This window comes from Bifidobacterium saguinibicoloris (genome assembly GCF_019331725.1).
Lineage (GTDB): Bacteria > Actinomycetota > Actinomycetes > Actinomycetales > Bifidobacteriaceae > Bifidobacterium > Bifidobacterium saguinibicoloris.
Genome location: NZ_JAHBBF010000006.1, coordinates 47,369 through 63,097, shown reverse-complemented (window position 1 = coordinate 63,097; position 15,729 = coordinate 47,369). Strand labels below are relative to the sequence as shown.

Annotated in this window: 15 protein-coding genes; 8 read left to right on the top strand and 7 right to left on the bottom strand. The window is 67.5% G+C overall.

From position 1 onward, the window contains the following. The first annotated feature begins 2 nt into the window (after window positions 1-2). The 4 genes from KIH78_RS05500 (at window position 3) to KIH78_RS05485 (ending at window position 3,342) form a co-directional block, all read left to right on the top strand. Complete coding sequence (locus tag KIH78_RS05500) at window positions 3-962, top strand: dihydroorotate dehydrogenase (RefSeq protein WP_420830123.1); 960 nt, start codon at window positions 3-5, stop codon at window positions 960-962. Window positions 963-1,004: 42 nt separating this feature from the next. Beyond that, entirely contained in the window at window positions 1,005-1,706 is a 702-nt protein-coding gene (gene pyrE, locus KIH78_RS05495; RefSeq protein ID WP_219131583.1) for an orotate phosphoribosyltransferase, read from the top strand. A 212-nt stretch (window positions 1,707-1,918) separates the two neighbouring features. Then, window positions 1,919-2,107 (top strand): hypothetical protein, encoded by a 189-nt coding sequence (locus KIH78_RS05490; RefSeq protein WP_214312495.1) that lies wholly within the window; start codon window positions 1,919-1,921, stop codon window positions 2,105-2,107. An 89-nt stretch (window positions 2,108-2,196) separates the two neighbouring features. Then, window positions 2,197-3,342: a DUF2974 domain-containing protein gene (locus tag KIH78_RS05485; RefSeq protein ID WP_219131582.1), complete on the top strand. Its 1,146-nt coding sequence runs from the start codon at window positions 2,197-2,199 to the stop codon at window positions 3,340-3,342. Window positions 3,343-3,436: 94 nt separating this feature from the next. Here the strand turns inward: KIH78_RS05485 and KIH78_RS05480 are convergent, their stop codons facing one another. From KIH78_RS05480 to KIH78_RS05455, 6 genes are all read right to left on the bottom strand, one after another. Continuing rightward, window positions 3,437-4,360 carry a LysR family transcriptional regulator gene (locus KIH78_RS05480; protein ID WP_214312491.1) on the bottom strand — a complete coding sequence of 308 codons (924 nt, stop codon included), beginning with the start codon at window positions 4,358-4,360 and terminating at the stop codon, window positions 3,437-3,439. A gap of 245 nt (window positions 4,361-4,605) precedes the next feature. Beyond that, window positions 4,606-5,262 carry a DUF2076 domain-containing protein gene (locus KIH78_RS05475; RefSeq protein WP_219131581.1) on the bottom strand — a complete coding sequence of 219 codons (657 nt, stop codon included), beginning with the start codon at window positions 5,260-5,262 and terminating at the stop codon, window positions 4,606-4,608. A 65-nt stretch (window positions 5,263-5,327) separates the two neighbouring features. Beyond that, the gene (locus tag KIH78_RS05470) at window positions 5,328-6,128 is read right to left on the bottom strand and encodes a hypothetical protein (protein WP_219131580.1); all 801 of its coding nucleotides are present in this window, start codon (window positions 6,126-6,128) and stop codon (window positions 5,328-5,330) included. Then, window positions 6,125-6,790: a hypothetical protein gene (locus KIH78_RS05465; RefSeq protein ID WP_219131579.1), complete on the bottom strand. Its 666-nt coding sequence runs from the start codon at window positions 6,788-6,790 to the stop codon at window positions 6,125-6,127. Before KIH78_RS05465 ends, KIH78_RS05470 begins: the two co-directional genes overlap by 4 nt. A 93-nt stretch (window positions 6,791-6,883) precedes the next feature. After that, complete coding sequence (locus KIH78_RS05460) at window positions 6,884-7,513, bottom strand: HAD family hydrolase (protein ID WP_219131578.1); 630 nt, start codon at window positions 7,511-7,513, stop codon at window positions 6,884-6,886. Between the two features lie 149 nt (window positions 7,514-7,662). Continuing rightward, window positions 7,663-9,486, bottom strand: coding sequence for a bifunctional ADP-dependent NAD(P)H-hydrate dehydratase/NAD(P)H-hydrate epimerase (locus KIH78_RS05455; protein WP_219131577.1), 1,824 nt, complete (start codon window positions 9,484-9,486; stop codon window positions 7,663-7,665). Between the two features lie 193 nt (window positions 9,487-9,679). Here KIH78_RS05455 and KIH78_RS05450 point away from each other — a divergent pair, with 193 nt between their 5' ends. Continuing rightward, on the top strand, window positions 9,680-11,281 hold the full coding sequence (locus KIH78_RS05450; RefSeq protein WP_214312475.1) for an ABC-F family ATP-binding cassette domain-containing protein: 1,602 nt from the start codon (window positions 9,680-9,682) through the stop codon (window positions 11,279-11,281). Between the two features lie 72 nt (window positions 11,282-11,353). Here KIH78_RS05450 and KIH78_RS05445 read toward each other — a convergent pair whose 3' ends face one another. Beyond that, the gene (locus KIH78_RS05445; RefSeq protein ID WP_219131576.1) at window positions 11,354-12,370 is read right to left on the bottom strand and encodes a hypothetical protein; all 1,017 of its coding nucleotides are present in this window, start codon (window positions 12,368-12,370) and stop codon (window positions 11,354-11,356) included. A 305-nt stretch (window positions 12,371-12,675) separates the two neighbouring features. Here KIH78_RS05445 and KIH78_RS05440 point away from each other — a divergent pair, with 305 nt between their 5' ends. The 3 genes from KIH78_RS05440 to KIH78_RS05430 are packed head-to-tail and all read left to right on the top strand — an operon-like array spanning window position 12,676 to window position 15,571. After that, window positions 12,676-13,317: an MptD family putative ECF transporter S component gene (locus KIH78_RS05440; protein ID WP_420830124.1), complete on the top strand. Its 642-nt coding sequence runs from the start codon at window positions 12,676-12,678 to the stop codon at window positions 13,315-13,317. Continuing rightward, window positions 13,317-14,069, top strand: a complete 753-nt coding sequence (locus KIH78_RS05435; protein ID WP_219131574.1) for an energy-coupling factor transporter transmembrane component T — start codon at window positions 13,317-13,319, stop codon at window positions 14,067-14,069. Before KIH78_RS05440 ends, KIH78_RS05435 begins: the two co-directional genes overlap by 1 nt. A 20-nt stretch (window positions 14,070-14,089) precedes the next feature. Continuing rightward, window positions 14,090-15,571, top strand: a complete 1,482-nt coding sequence (locus KIH78_RS05430) for an ABC transporter ATP-binding protein (RefSeq protein WP_236034439.1) — start codon at window positions 14,090-14,092, stop codon at window positions 15,569-15,571. Window positions 15,572-15,729: the final 158 nt, after the last annotated feature.

The following is a 15,729-nucleotide window of genomic DNA, read 5'->3' as shown; positions in this document are numbered from 1 at the left end:
GCATGACCGGGACCACTTCGAACGACAAGCATATCAACCTGTACGAGAAGCACGAGTGGAAGCACCCCACCCAGGTGGCGGGCGTCACCTGGAAGAACCCGGTCGGCACCGCCTCCGGCACCTTCCAGTATGCGGCCGTGCGCTGGTTCTACGATGTGAGCCAGCTCGGCGCCGTCTCCACCAAGGGCTGCTCGCCCGTACCGTGGGAGGGCAATCCGTCCCCGCGCACCGCGGAGGGGCCTGCCTCCAACATCAACGCCGTCGGCTTGCAGAACCCCGGCGTCGACCATTACCTCGAGGACGACCTGCCCAAGCTCAAGCAGGCGGGTGCCACGGTCGTCGCCAACGTGGCCGGCCACAGCGACGACGACTACGCGGCCGTCGTCGCCAAACTCGCCGACTCCGATGCCGACATGCTCGAGATCAACGTGAGCTGCCCGAACGTGACCCATGGCGGCATGAGCGTCGGCACCGACCCGGTGGCCCTCGCCAAGCTCATGGACCGGCTTCGCCCGATGACCGACAAGCCGATGATCATCAAGCTCACGCCGAATGTCACCGACATCACCGTGCCGGCGCGCGCGGCCGTCGAACACGGCGCCGACGCGCTGAGCATGATCAACACGCTGCTCGGCATGCGCATCAACATCCGCACCGGCGAACCGATCATCGCCAACGTCACCGGCGGCGTGTCCGGGCCTGCCGTCCTGCCGGTCGGCCTCGTGGCCGTCTACCGCACACGCACCGTGTTGCCGGAGATTCCGATCATCGGCATCGGCGGCATCGACTCCGGCGAGAAGGCGCTCGAATACCTGTACGCCGGCGCGAACGCCGTCGAAGTGGGAGCCGCCGCGCTGTTCGATCCGGTCGCGCCCCTGCGCGTCGCTCGCGAGCTCGATGATCTGCTCGACGAACGTCCGGAACTCGCCGCCAAGCTCGCCGCGGGCGAGACCTGGCGCTGACCATCGCACACCACGCAACCCGTTCCAAGGAAGGGAAACCCTATGACTGACACAGCATCGCTCGACATCCGCTTCACGCAGTTCCTGCTCGAGGCGCAGGCCCTCAAATTCGGCGAGTTCACGCTGAAGTCCGGCCGCAAGTCCCCGTACTTCATCAACGCCGGCGCGTTCAACGACGGCACGAAGATCGCCACGCTCGGCGCGTTCTACGCTGAGAAGGTCGCTACTGAGATCGAGGCCGGCCGCCTCCCGAAGGACATCGACACCGTGTTCGGCCCGGCCTACAAGGGCATCCCGCTGGCCGTGTCCACCGCCATCGCGCTCACCTCCGCGCACGGTATGGAGATCGGCTACACGTTCGACCGCAAGGAGAAGAAGGACCACGGCGACGGCGGCATGATGGTCGGCACCCAGCTCAAGGACGGCATGAAGGTGCTGCTCGTCGACGACGTGATGACCGCCGGCACCGCCGTGCGCGAGGTCATCCCCAAGCTCAAGGCCGAGGCGGACGTCGAGGTCGTGGGCCTCGTGCTCTCCGTCGACCGCATGGAGAAGACCAAGGACTCCGACACCTCCGCCGTCAAGGCCATCGAGGCCGAGTTCGGCTTCCCGGTGTTCGCCATCGCCAACGTGCGCGAGATCTTCGAGGCCGGCCAGCACATCGAGACGACGTCCGGCGAACCGTATGTGACCCCGGAGATCAAGGCCGCGGCGGACGCGTACCTCGCACGGTACGGCGCCTGATTCCCGTCATCCCCTGTCAGCGGACACGACGGTGGGAACGCCGACGCGTCACGTACGCATCGCCACGAAACCCCGGCCCTCCCGGCTGGGGTTTCGTGCGTTCCGGAGTCTGCGGAACGTGCCGCCCAAGCATCGTCCGACGGGTGTTTCCGTTCCTCGGCCACCTATAATGGCATCGGTGAACGTCGCAAGATGAGGGAAGGGAAGTCATCATGCTGTGGATTGCGGTGGTTGTGGGGTTCATCGCGGTGGTGGCGTTGTGCGCCGTGTTCGGGGTGCAGCATCATCTTGACGACAAGGCGGACAGGCTGTCGCATGGCGACGAGACCGACCGCGAATATGCGCGCGAGATGCGCGAGGTGTCGCACAAGATGGATCAGGGCAGGTATTTCCCGTTCTGATCGCACGTCACGGGTCACGCACGACGGTCGGTCTCGTCCGTGGAAGCGTACGATGGAGGTGATTCACGTCCTCGACGAGGGAGTCCGTCATGGGGAACATCACCGATGACATCCGCACGCGGTTCGATACGTTCGCCGCGTCGTCGTTCAACGAGACGGACAGTCTCGCGTTGTCCCAATTGGCGTATGCGCGTATGCCCGACAACGTGCCGCGGTACCGGCCCGACGAAGCCGGCCTGCCTACCGTGCTGCTGCGCGACCTGCTGCGCGCCGAATGCTACGAGGCGATGTTCGGCCGCGTGTGGTCGCCGCCTCTCAACGTCGACCTGCTGCGCGCGATGGCCGAAAGTCCGAGATGGCGTGGATTGCGTGTCGGCGCATATGTGGACGAGTTCGATCCCGAGACCACGAAGCAGTTCGCCGCGTGCGCGTTCGACGTGGGGGATGGCTCCCTGTACGTCGCCTTCCGCGGCACCGACAGTTCGATTGTCGGGTGGAAGGAGGACTTCACGATGGCGTTCCGGCGTCCGGTCGCCTCGCAGGAGTCCGCCGTCCGGTATCTGACCGACATCGCCGCACGATGGGACGGGCCGATTGCGGTCGGTGGCCACTCCAAAGGCGGCAACCTCGCGGTCTACGCCGCCGCCTGCGCGCCCGCCGACGTGAGACGTCGCATCACGGGCGTCTACTCGCACGACGGCCCGGGTTTCGACGAGGCGTTCTTCGCGACGCCCGGTTACGCGGACATCGCTCCCAAGGTCCATAAGTCGGTGCCGGAGTCGTCGATCATCGGCATGCTGTTCGAATCGCGCGAGGACGCCGCCGATGGCTACACGGTGGTGAACAGCGACGGCCTCGGCATCATGCAGCACTTCGCCCTGCACTGGCAGGTGGCGGACGGCGCGTTCGTGCGCGCCGACGGGCTTGACGCGGGCGCACGATACGCGGCGCGTACGCTGAACGACTGGATGGCGCGTTACGACGACGAGCGTCGACGCCTCTTCATCGAAGGATTGTTCGCCGTACTGGAGGCCGGTGGACGGGCCGTCGCCCCGGACGGCGGGCACGCCACCTTCGGTGAACTCTCCTCGCACTGGACGCAGGCGTTGCCGGTCATGCTCGCCACCGCCCGCGGCATCGACTCCGAGGACCGGAGCGTGATGCTCGACGTGCTCAAGGGCTTCGCCGCGACGGCCGCCACGTCGGTGACCGCCGTGATTCCCACGGGCAGATAGCGGCTATGCGAAAGGCTCCCCGAAGGGAGCCTTGGGATGTCGCGGGACCGGGAGAACGGCGCCGGAGCGACGTCGCCGACGCGCCTGCGGACGATTAGTCGATGAGCTTGTAGCCGTGGCTCGACACGACCGACTTCAGCTTGTCGAGGTAGTTTTCGGCGGCGGCGGAGAGCTTGGCGCGCTCGTTGGTGATCCAGCCGACGAGCATCGTCTCGTCGGAGTCGAGCGGGACCGTGCAGATCTTCTCGTTGTTGAGGTCGCCGTTGTCGATGCCGGTGCACACCGTGTAGCCGTTGAGGCCGATGATGAAGTTCAGGATCGTGGCGCGGTCGGTCACGTTGATCTGCTTGGGGGAGTAGTCCGGCCAGACCGCCTCCTCGGCGAAGTAGAACGAGCCGTCCTCGCCCTGCTCGTACTGGATGAACGGGAAGGGCTTGAGGTCCTTCATCGTGACGACCTTCTTCGTGGCGAGCGGGTTCGTGCGCGCCAGGAACACGTGCAGCGGGGCGCGGAACAGTGCATGGAACTCCAGATGCTTTTCGCGCAGGAGCTTGCCGATGACGTCCTTGTTGAAGTCGGACAGGTAGATGATGCCGACGTCGGAGCGCATGTTGGCGACCGAGTCGATGATGTCGCGCGTGCGCGTCTCGCGGATCGTGAACTCGTACTCGTCGGACTTGATGGAATTGATCATCTCGACGAACGCCTCGACCGCGAACATGTAGTGCTGCGTGGAGACGGTGCACAGCTGCTTGCGCGGCTTCGCGTTCTTGTAGCGCTCCTCGAGCAGCGACGCCTGATCGAGGACCTGACGCGCGTAGGTGAGGAACTCCGCGCCGTCGACCGTCAGGGCGATGCCCTGCGAGGAGCGGGTGAAGATCTCGATGCCGAGCTCCTTCTCGAGCTCCTTGACGGAGGAGCTCAGCGCGGGCTGGGAGACGTAGAGTTCGTGGGAGGCCTCGTTCATCGAACCGCATTCGACGATCTTGACGATGTATTTGAGTTGCAGAAGCGTCATAAACACCGATTATACCAGCAGGGCTGGCCGGCGGTCGTGGTTATAACGGGGAATGTTCGCGATATCGGACGGCATGTGAGACGGGCCGGTCGTCTGGGTGCTCGGAACGGGGCTCTCCGGCATCCGTTTCGGCGGAAGGGCGGATATACGACGAAGGCGCCGTCTGCGATCGCAGACGGCGCCCTGATGAATCGGCCTTCGGTCACGGATCGGACGGCGATGAACCATGCCGGTCCGTAATGGGCTCAGGCTTCCTTCGTCTTCGCCATGAACAGGATTACGACGTGCGCGAGCAGCGCGCCGTAGGCGAGGAACGTCAAGAGCAGAATGCCGATGCCGTACACCTCGACGGCCTCGAGGATCTCGACGAGCAGCTCCACGCCGGCTCCGGCGCACAGGATGATGAAGCCGGCCATGCGGTACCACGGCAGGGTCCTGACCGTGTTGATGCCGAACGCGAACAGGGCGACGGCGAGCGTCAGGTACGACCACGGGGTGAAGTAGACGATCAGCGTGGCCGCGGCGTGGCTGTTGTAGACGGCGCTGCCGACCAGCAGGTGGATGAACGACTGCAGCGTTTCGATGCCCATGAACACCACCATGAGGATGAGGCTCAGCTTGGTGGTCTTGGCCACGTCGAGGGTGTCGAGGAAGTTCGGCGCCTGCTGCGCCGGCGCGGTCGGCTGGGCGGGGTAGCCCGGCTGCGGCGCCGCGTAGTTGGTGTAGCCCGGCTGCGCGGGCTGCCCGGCGGGGGCGTTGTACTGCTGTCCGGTCTGCGCGTACTGTCCGGTGGTGTACGCGGGGGCGCCGGTGGGAGCCGGAGCCGCGGGCTGCTGCGGAACCGCCGGCTGGGGCGGGGTCTGCGGATTCTGCGGGTACGGCTGCTGTGGAACGGTCATCATGTCCTTCTTTCACTGCATGGACTTTTCCTACGGTTCCTAGAGTAGCGCTACCATGCGCCGGCCCGTCAGAACCTCCGCGTGGGGGCGTCGGTGCCGTACGTCCCGTATCCGTTGCCGGATGAGTCCGCGGTGCTCACGCTCCATGAGATGGGCACGAGCGTCAGTCCTACATAGTCGAATTGGTCGAGCACCTGGATATGGCAGTCGGCGTTCGGCCCGCATACGCCGCTCCCGATGTCGGACGAGCTGAGCGCGAAGTAGGTGTGGCGCACGTTGCCGGCGTCGTCCTGCACCTGAAAGTTCACCTCGTAGAAGGTGTACGTGTTCGACGTGTTGTTGTGCACCGTCATGGGAATCGTGGTGTAGCCGCCGGCGCTGGTGCCACGTTCCCCGATGCCGGCGACCGTGATCGCCGGACTCTCGCTGGCCCGTCCGGCCTTGTCGAACTCGTCGACGACCGCCTGGTAGGTGGCGGCGTCCTTGTCCGCCTGCTTGTTGGCGTCGTTGGCCTTGCCGATGTCCCGGGTGCGGTTGACGACGTCCTCCTGCGATTCCTTCAGATCGCTTTGCGCCCAACGCAGGTCGCGGGCGCGTTGCGTGTACTGCGGGGTGCGGGTCACGTCCACCGACGCGACGCCCATGGCCATGCCGGTGTGCCCGACCCATCCGAGCAGCGCGACGACGGCCAGCGTGGCCGCGATCTTCAGCAGTCCATGGAATCTGTCGGCTGCGCCTTCGAGCAGGCCGGAGGCGATCATATGCCCGTCGCCGATCCGTCCATGCCGCTCGTCGTCCGGTGCGGTCGCGTCGGCCTGCTTCGGCGCGTCGTCCGGCGTGTCCTCGTCGTGCTTGTCGTCGTCCGTCATGGAATCACCTTCTTCGCCGCATCTCCGGTGAACGTGGCCTCGCTCTGCTTGCCGCCGTCCTGCGCTGTAGTCGCATAGTATTCGCCCAGCGTGAGCGTGGCCCCGGAATAGCCGGCGTCGTCGTACACGTCGGTACATACCGCGGTCCTGCCCGGATAGACGCGCAAGTAGGAGGCGGAGACGTAGACGTCGTCCTTGACCGTCGAGCCGTCGGCGCGCGTCACCGTCCCCTTGATGCCGACCGAGGTGAGGATGTGCCCGGACGTGTTGCGCACGGTGACGGTGACGTGGATCTCGTTGCCGCTCAGGTAGCGGCGGGGTTCGTTGGTGACGTCGAACGATTCCAGGGCGAGCGGCGCGTCGCCCACGGAGCCTTCCGGCACGTAGCCTTCCGCCTTGCGTTTGACGTCCGCGAGCGCCTTCTGCTTGTCGGACACCTTGCGTCGCAGCCCGTCGCGTTCCTTCGTGAGCTTCGCCGTCTTCCGATGGTTGTCCTTGACGTCGCGTCGTGTGGCCGCGATGCGGGAGTCCAGCCGGTGATAGGCGTCGCTGCCCGTCGGGTCGACGGTGAATCGGCCGTAGGCGTACGAACCGCCGAACACGGCGGCGACCGCCAGCAGGATGAGTGCGATGACCACCCACGGCCGTTTGTCGTCCTTCATATCATCCACTGTAGCGACGTGAGGCGTACCGCCGGTGCGATGTCACCCAAAGTTCATCTTCGCGCCCGTCCCGTCTTACAGGGAGCCATGGCGTCACAGCGTCACGCCGAGCTCGGCGAGCGCCTCCCTCGCCTGGAGGGCGTTCTCGAAGAGCACGCCGTGGATGCCGACTTCGTCCGCTCCGACGACGTTCTTCGCGGTGTCGTCGAAGAACACGCAGCGTCCGGCTTCGAGGCCGAAACGGGAGAGCGCCAGCTCGTAGATGTCGGCGTTCGGCTTGTGCATCTTCTCCACGCCCGAGACGATGGTGCCTTGCAGCAGCTCCTTGAGGCGCGGGAACTTCTCGAAGGCGAGGTGGAACGTCTCGTGCGACCAGTTCGTCAGTCCCCATACGCCGTAGCCATGGGTCTTCAGGTCCTCGAGCAGTTCGACCATGCCGGGCAGCGTGCGCGGCAGCGCGTCGCCGTAGTGCTCGATGTAGTAGCGGAAGATGCCGGCGATGTCCTCGCCCTGTTCGCGCACCACGTCAGGGTAGATGTCGTCGAAGTCCTCGCCGGCGTCCATGCGGTCCTCGTAGCGGAAAAAGCCGTGCGGGTCGTCGTCGACGCAGATCGCGTCGACCACGTCGTCCGGGAAGCGTCCTTCGAGACATGCGCGGGTGTTCCAGTCGAGCAGCACGCCGCAGAAGTCGAAGATCACGTCGGTGATGGGGGAGTCGGCCATGGAAGCTCCTTCGGGTTGAACGTTGACCATTGTCGGTGATCGGGATTCCAACGACCAGTGTACGGATATGACGGAACCCCGTCCGCGGGAGCGTGGATTCCGTGGACGGGATTCGTGGTCCGGTGACCGGCCTGGCGGATGCCGGCCGCTCAGCCGATGAGGTCCGCGATCGCGTCGGGAATCGCGGCGATCACGTCCGAGGCGACAATCGGACGCCCTAAGGCGTCGAAACGGGACGGCCGGGAGGTCATGCCGAACAGTTCCGGAGGCTGCCATCCGCACTGTCCCGATTCGGAGGCGATGCCGGCCGCCACGCCGTGTAGGTAGGCGGCAGCGGCGGCCGTGTCGGCGACGAGCGCCGCGTCGTAGGCGAGGGCGTCGCCGTCCGCGGCGCCTTCGCCTACGCCAGCGTCGCTTGCGTCCGGTCCGGCGGATACGCCATCCAGGTCGTCGTCCATCTGTGCGAGCAGCGCGCCCGCGATGCCGGCGAGCACGTCGCCCGCCCCCGCAGTGGCCAGCCACGCCGGAGCGGCCCCGGAGACCATCGGATGCTCCCCGTCACCCACGACGATCGTGGCCGCGCCCTTGAGCAGTACGGTCGCGCCGGTGCGTTCGTGCGCCTCCGTCGCGTATCGGAACGGTTCGGTTTCGACTTGCGTGCGCGACACGCCCAGCAGCCGTGCCAGCTCGCCCTCATGCGGGGTGATGACGACCTGCGGTGGCACATGGTCCGGCATGAGGTCGAGCGCGCCCGCGTCGACGACGATCGGCGGCATCACGCGCGAGCCATCCTCGTCCGTCGAATAGTGGGCGAGCAGCGCCGCGATCGTCTGCCGTTGGATGTCCTTCAATTCCGGATCGCCGTCGTTGTCCGGCACGCCGGATCCGACCGTCCACGACTGCACGTGCCCCTTGCCGATGACCGCCTCGGGCAGTGCGGCGAGCACCATGTCCTGCGCGCGCTCGGGGCCGAGGTAGCGCACCATCCCCGCGTTCGTGCGGGCCGCGGCGCGCGTCGTCAGCACCGCCGCGCCCGGGTAGCGGGCCGAACCCGTCGCCAGTCCCACGACGCCCCGCGAGTATTTCGCGTCCATCACCCGCGGCAGCCTCACCGCGGCGGCCGCAAGGTCGTGCGACATCGCCTCGGCCGCTGGTTCGACGCCGTCCAAGTCGAACCCGAAGTCGACGAGCGTGATGCGTCCACACGCGAACGTCGCCGGCGGCAGCACCGCGCACGGCTTCATCGCGCCGAACATCACCGTCTCGTCGGCCGGGATGTACGCGCCCGTCAACGCGCCGTCGTCCACGCCAACGCCGGAGGGCGTGTCCACCGCGAGCACGAGCGGAAGGTCGGCGTCGTCGGACGCGCGATCCGGCAGCGCGGGACGGTCGGGCAGCGGGGAGCCGTCGCCGCGGTCCGGTCCTGCGGCCGGCATGCCCAACGATGCGGCGAGCGTCGCCGGCACGCCCCTCAGGTCGCCCGCCAATCCGATGCCGGTCATCGCGTCGATGACCAGATGCGAACGACGTGCCAGCCTCACCGCCGTCTCGAGCCGTTCGCCCGCCTCGCCCGGCGTGAACCCGGAAGCGCAGCCCGGAATCTCCGCCGCCGGATCCAGGACCAGCACCTTGCCTCCGGCATGCACGAACGCGGCGAAGCCCGCGTCGTGCAGGGACCGCCCGGTCGCCACGGCCGTGACCGTCGCGCCCTCGTCGGCCAGGGCGGCCGCCGCGAACAGGCCATCGCCGCCGTTGTCGCCGGCGCCTGCGAGCAGCGTCACGGACGCATCCTCGATGTCGACGCCGGCGTCGTCGAGCATGCGCGCCGCCACATGCGCCGCCGCATTGGCCGCCATGCGCATCAGCGGCACGTCGTCATCGAGCAGCGGCCGCTCCATCTCGCGCACGTCGGCCGCGCGATAGGCGGCGTGCAGCAGCATCCCACGACGTTCCGAATCGTTCCTGACGTCCATGACGGCCTCCTTGAACCGGCGGCGGGCCCTCGAGACCCGCGTTCCGCGTACCAGTCTAGTCCGCGCGCCGTCGCCGTCACGGTTTTTCACGCCTCACGTTATAGTGGTCAATCGGCAAAACGGCGGACCCGGCAGCGCACGTGCACGGGGCCGTATGACGGAAACGACGACGACGGAAAGCGGCAGGTGAGGCATGGCGATCGATGCACAGGGTCTGGAGATTCAGATCGGCGCGCGCACGTTGCTCCATCCCACCGACTTCCACGTCGCCAAAGGCGACAAGATCGGCCTGGTCGGACGCAACGGCGCCGGCAAGACCACCCTTACGCGCGTGATCACCGGCGACATGCTGCCCACCGCCGGCAAGGTGCGCGTCTCCGGCAAACTCGGCTACCTGCCGCAGGACACGCACGCGGCCGACCCGGAGCAGACCGCGCTCGACCGCATGATGAGCGCGCGCGACATCGCCTCCATCATCAGCCGCATCCGCAAGGCCGAGAAGGAGATGACCGACCCGGACCCGGACGTCATGACGAAGGCCATGAACCGCTACGACAAGGCCATGCAGGACTTCGACAAGGCCGGCGGCTACGCCGCCCAGTCCGAGGCGATCACCATGGCCGCCTCGCTCGGGTTGCCGCAGGAGGTCATGGAGCAGACGCTCGGCACGCTCTCCGGCGGCCAGCGCAGGCGCATCGAACTGGCGCGCATCCTCTTCTCCGACGCCGACACGCTCATCCTCGACGAGCCCACCAACCATCTCGACGCCGACTCCATCGAATGGCTGCGCGGATATCTCAAGAAATACGAGGGCGGCTTCCTCGTCATCTCCCATTCCACCGAACTGCTCGACGAGGTCGTCAACAAGGTGTGGCACCTCGACGCCCAGCTCGGCCAGATCGACATGTACTCGCTCGGCTGGAAGGCGTACCTGCATCAGCGCGTCGTCGACGAGGAGCGCCGCCGCCGCGAGCGCGAGGTCGCCGAGAAGAAGGCCGAACGTCTCATGAAGCAGGGCATCCGTCTGCACGCGAAGGCCACGAAGGCCGTCGCCGCGCAGAACATGATGCGCCGTGCGGAGAAGCTCCTCGAGAACACGTCCGAGGCGCAGAAGGCGGAGAAGGTCGCCGACATCCGCTTCCCCGAACCCGCCCCCTGCGGCCGCACGCCGATCATGGCCAAGGACATCTCCAAGGCGTACGGTTCGAACATCGTGTTCGCCGGCGTCAACCTCGCCATCGACAAGGGGTCGCGCGTCGTCATCCTCGGCTACAACGGCGCCGGCAAGACCACCACGCTGCGCATCCTCGCGCACATCGAGCAGCCCGACACCGGTTCGGTCGACTACGGCCACGGCTGCAAGATCGGCTACTTCGCGCAGGAGCACGACACCCTCGACCTCGACGCCACCGTGCTCGAGAACCTCACGCACGTGGCCCCGGACCTCAACGACACGCAGGCCCGCTCCATCCTCGGCTCGTTCCTGTTCTCCGGCGACGACGCGCTGAAGCCCGCGCGCGTGCTCTCCGGCGGCGAGAAGACCAGGCTCGCGCTCGCCACGCTCGTCACCTCGCGCGCCAACGTGCTGCTGCTCGACGAGCCCACCAACAACCTCGACCCGGCCTCCCGCGAGGAGATCCTCAAGGCCATCGCCAAATACGAGGGCGCCATCGTGCTCGTCACCCACGACGAGGGCGCCGTCGAGGCGTTGAACCCTGAGCGCGTGCTGCTCATGCCGGACGGCGACGAGGACCTGTGGAACGACGGCTATCTCGAACTCGTCGCCGAGGAATGACGGGACTTCGGCCGCACCGGCCGCCGTCGCGTCGGACGGGACGGCCGGCATCCCCGGCGGGAAGTGCGGCGGTCAATCGAAGAACCCGCTGACCGAGCCGTCCGCGGACGGCGACGAGACGTCACGGGCCCCGGGGCGACGACGCGTCAGCTGATCCTCCTCGAACGCCGAAAGCCGGCTGCCGCGACGCATGTACGCGAACACCTCCGCCTCCGAAGGCTCGGGCAGCCGCATCCACGCCGCGCCCCCGGCGAGCAGCGGATCGCGCGCGTCGATGCGTTCGCGCATCATCCGTATCGTGCCGGCGCCGCGCTGCAGGCCGTCCGGATCATGCAGACGCATGCGCTGCTCCACACGGTCCAGATACGCGCGCTGCGCGCGCAGATCCTCATACAGGTGGACCTCCTCGCACAACGCCGTGTACAGCTGCTCGCGCCGGCATTCGCGCTGCGCCCGTTCGAGGCTGTCGCGGCGCATCCGGGCGACGCGTTCCATATCGCGCTGGCGCACCACGCACGCCACCAGCGAGTCGAATACGGAGGGAAGCCTCGATTCGACGAGCGACTTGCTCGAATCCTTGCCGGACTTCCGGTGGGTGTAGTCCATGTCGCTGTCGACGACGAACCCCAGTACGCCGGACGCCACGAACGCGCGGGAACGTTCCGCCATCCACAACGGCATCGGTTCCGGATCCCCGGTGTTCCCGTCATCCGGGACGTCCCCGTCCCGCATGCCGTCGGAGTTCCCGTCCTCCCCGTCGGCTCCCGGAGGAGCAAGGGACATCGAGGCCTCCGCAAGATGGAACGACGCCATCCGCCCGTTCCCCAGATCGACGAGGACATGCGGCCATGGCCAACGCCGTTTCCCCACCAGGTCCAGCAGCGTCTTCGACGGCGCCGGCACATCGAAGCCCCGGGACGTCGCCTCCCTGACGATGCCGCTGATGAGGTTCACCGCGCGCGGCGTCTGCCGCTCCGACACGTACCTCCGGTCAGTGTCCGCGACGAACCTCGATATCCACGGCTTCGCCAGCTGTTCGAAACGGCCGTCCGCGCCATGTCCGTCTCCGGTGCTCCGTACCTTCCCCATGCCCGGCTCCTCCTGTGGAGCCGGACGATCCGATGTCCTCGTCATGATGGACCTTCCATTCCTCATCCGGCACGATCGTCGTCGACCATGCCGCCCGTCGTCGAACCGGGACGACGTGTATCTCCACATGTACCCGGCCCGCGTCGTCAAGGCAACTACGGGACGGAGACGGTGGATGAATGTGGATAACCCGGTGGATGATTCCGGGTTTTCGACGGAAAAGGTATTGCCAAGCGCCGCCGCGGCCGTTACATTGGGTATGCCCGAACGCACGAACGGAGACTTCATTGAACGACCAGACGTCGATCGAACCCTCGTCCGCCACCACGTCCGCCACCTCGTCCGCAGCCGGCGGGCGGAAGGGCCTGCAGGTGCCCGACCTCATCTCCATCGGCGTGTTCAGCGCGCTGTACTTCGTGATGGTGTGCGTGGCCACCCTGATCAGCACCGTGGCCACCGCCGGATTCGCCTCGATCTTCCTGCCGGCGATCGCCGCGTTGATCGCCGGCCCCGTGTTCATGCTCTCCGCGGCCCGCGTCGGCAGGTTCGGCGGCATCACGGTGATGGGGTTGGTGATCGGCCTGTTCCTGTTCGTCTCCGGCCATTTCATCCTCTCGTTCGTCGCGAGCCTCGTGTTCCCCGTCGCCGCCGACCTCATCGCCCGGATCGGCGCCTACCGGAGCAGGCCGCTGCTGCTCGTCTCCTACGTGGTGTTCTCGTACGGTCTGACCGGACCCATCCTCCCGCTGTGGTTCATGCGGGACGCGTACGTCGCCAGCCTCGAGGCGCGCGGCAAGGACGCCGCGTACATCGACGGCGTGTTCGCGCACATCACCATGGGAACGTTCGCGGCGTCGATGGCCGCCATCCTCGTGTGCGCCGTCATCGGCGGATGGTTCGGACAGCGCCTGTGCGCCAGGCATTTCGCCAAGGCCGGCATCGTCTGATGCCCGGTCGCGGTCCTCGTCCTCCCGCCGCGACGGACGCGGCGGCGCCCGGCTCCGCCGTACGCGGCCTCGACCCGCGCACGAAGCTGGCGTTGCTGTTGCTCGCCAATCTCATGATGTTCTTCCATGCGGCCCTCCTCACGCAGACCGTCATGGTGGTCCTGTTCCTCGTCCCGCCGCTCGCCGCGGGACGATGGCGCATGGCCGCCCGTTTCGCGTTCCTGTACGCCGTGACGGCCGCGCTCGGCGGGCTCGACCCCGACGCCCTGGGAATGCCGTGGCTGCATGCGCCCGCCGCGCTCGCCGTCGGCTGCGCGATGATGCTGCCGTGCCTCATCACCGGCGCCTACGCGTTCACGACCACGTCGGCCAGCGCGTTCGTATGCGCGATGCGGCGCATGCGCATGCCCGAGAGCGTGGTCGTGCCATGCATCGTGATCATCCGGTTCTTCCCGACCATCGGCGAGGACTATCGCGCCATCCGTGACGCGATGGCGCTGCGGGGTCTCGTGTCCGGCCGTCTCGCCATGCTGCGCCATCCTGCGCGCAGCCTCGAATACGTGATCGTGCCGCTGCTGATGAACGCCGCCCTCGTCGCCCAGGACCTGTCCGTCGCGGCGTTGACGAAGGGTCTGGGCCGCGACGGTGTCCACACGTCGCGTACGACGATCCGCATGCGTGCGGCCGATTGGACGGTCATGCTCGCATGCGCCGCGCCGCTCGCGCTCGACATCGCCGGGGTGGTCGGATGACCGCCGCCGAACCCTTGCGTATGAAGGACGTCGTCTTCCGGTATGCGCGGACCGGGGGAACGGCGGTGGACGGCGTGTCCCTGACGGTCCATGCCGGCGAATGCGTCGTCCTGTGCGGGGCGAGCGGGTGCGGCAAGACCACGCTGACCCGTCTCGCCAACGGGCTGGCACCGGCGTTCTTCCGCGGCGACTTTTCCGGCGAGACCTCCGTGTGCGGCGTCGACGCCGCACACGGGCCGATCGACCGGCTCACGCCGTTGGCGGGCAGCGTGTTCCAGAATCCGAAGACCCAGTACTTCAACGCGGATACGACCGACGAGCTCGCCTTTCCCTGCGAGAACATGGGCATGCCCGCCGAGGAGATCGACCGGCGTGTGGAGGACGTGGCACGCCGCTTCGGCGTGACCGGGCTGCTCGGCCGCAGCGTGTCCCGCCTGTCCGGCGGCCAGCGCCAGCGCGTCGCCGTCGCCGCCGCGACGGTGCTCGGTCCGCGTCTCGTCATCATGGACGAGCCGACCGGCAACCTCGACGCCGCCGCGATCGACGACATGCGTGCGGCGGTGCGGCGTCTGAAGGACGAGGGCGTCGCCGTGCTCGTCGCGGAGCACCGTCTCGCCTGGCTGAACGGCGTCGCCGACCGGTATCTGCTGTGCGACCGTGCCCGGATCGTACGCGAATACCGGTCCGACGAGTTCCTCTCCCTGCCGCCGGAGCGCATCGCGGCCATGGGGTTGCGCGCGCTCGACCTGGAACCGTATCGGCGCAGGGTGGCGGGATTGGTGACGCGGACGGCCGACGCCGCCGAGGACGACGCACATGGAACGGAGGATGACGGGGCGGTGCTGCTGCGGACGCGCGGACTCGTCATCGGATACGACGCTCCGCGTCGACCTGCCCTCCCATGGGCGCGCCGCCGCGATGCGACGCGTGGGGGATTCTCCCGCGCCATACCCGACATGACGCTGCGCCCCGGCGAGATCGTCGGGCTGATGGGGCGCAACGGGTGCGGCAAGACCACGCTCGTACGCACGCTGACCGGTCTGGCGCGTCCGATCTCCGGCCGCATCCTCCTGGACGGGAAGACCGCGCGTGCCCATGACCTTGCGCGCGTCGGATTCCTCGTCATGCAGGACGTCAACCATCAGCTGTTCGCCGACGGCGTGCGCGAGGAGCTCACGCTCGGCATGGACGAGGACGGTCCGACGGCGATGCGACGCGACCGGATGCTCGCCGACCTCGACCTCGCCGACGTGGCGGACAGGCATCCGATGAGTCTGTCCGGCGGTCAGAAGCAGCGCGTGGCCATCGGCGCCGCGCTCATGTGCGGCAAGCGGCTCGTCGTATTGGACGAGCCGACCAGCGGTCTTGACCGCCGTCACATGGAGCAGGTGGGCGTTCTGCTGCGTGACGTCGCACGACGCGGCGCCGCCGTGCTGGTCGTCACCCATGACGAGGAGCTCGCCGCCGGATGGTGCGACCGGGTGATGGATCTGTCCCGCTGACCGTCCGTCCGGTCGCCCATAGATTCCGCGACACGCCGTGGCGGCATGAAACCGTACGCGATATGCCTGCCCGCGGGGGCGTGTGTTAGCTTCAAGGGGACAGGAGGCCGGACCGCGTCACGGCTTCGCGGAAAACGGCCGGACGGCAACGGGAGGTG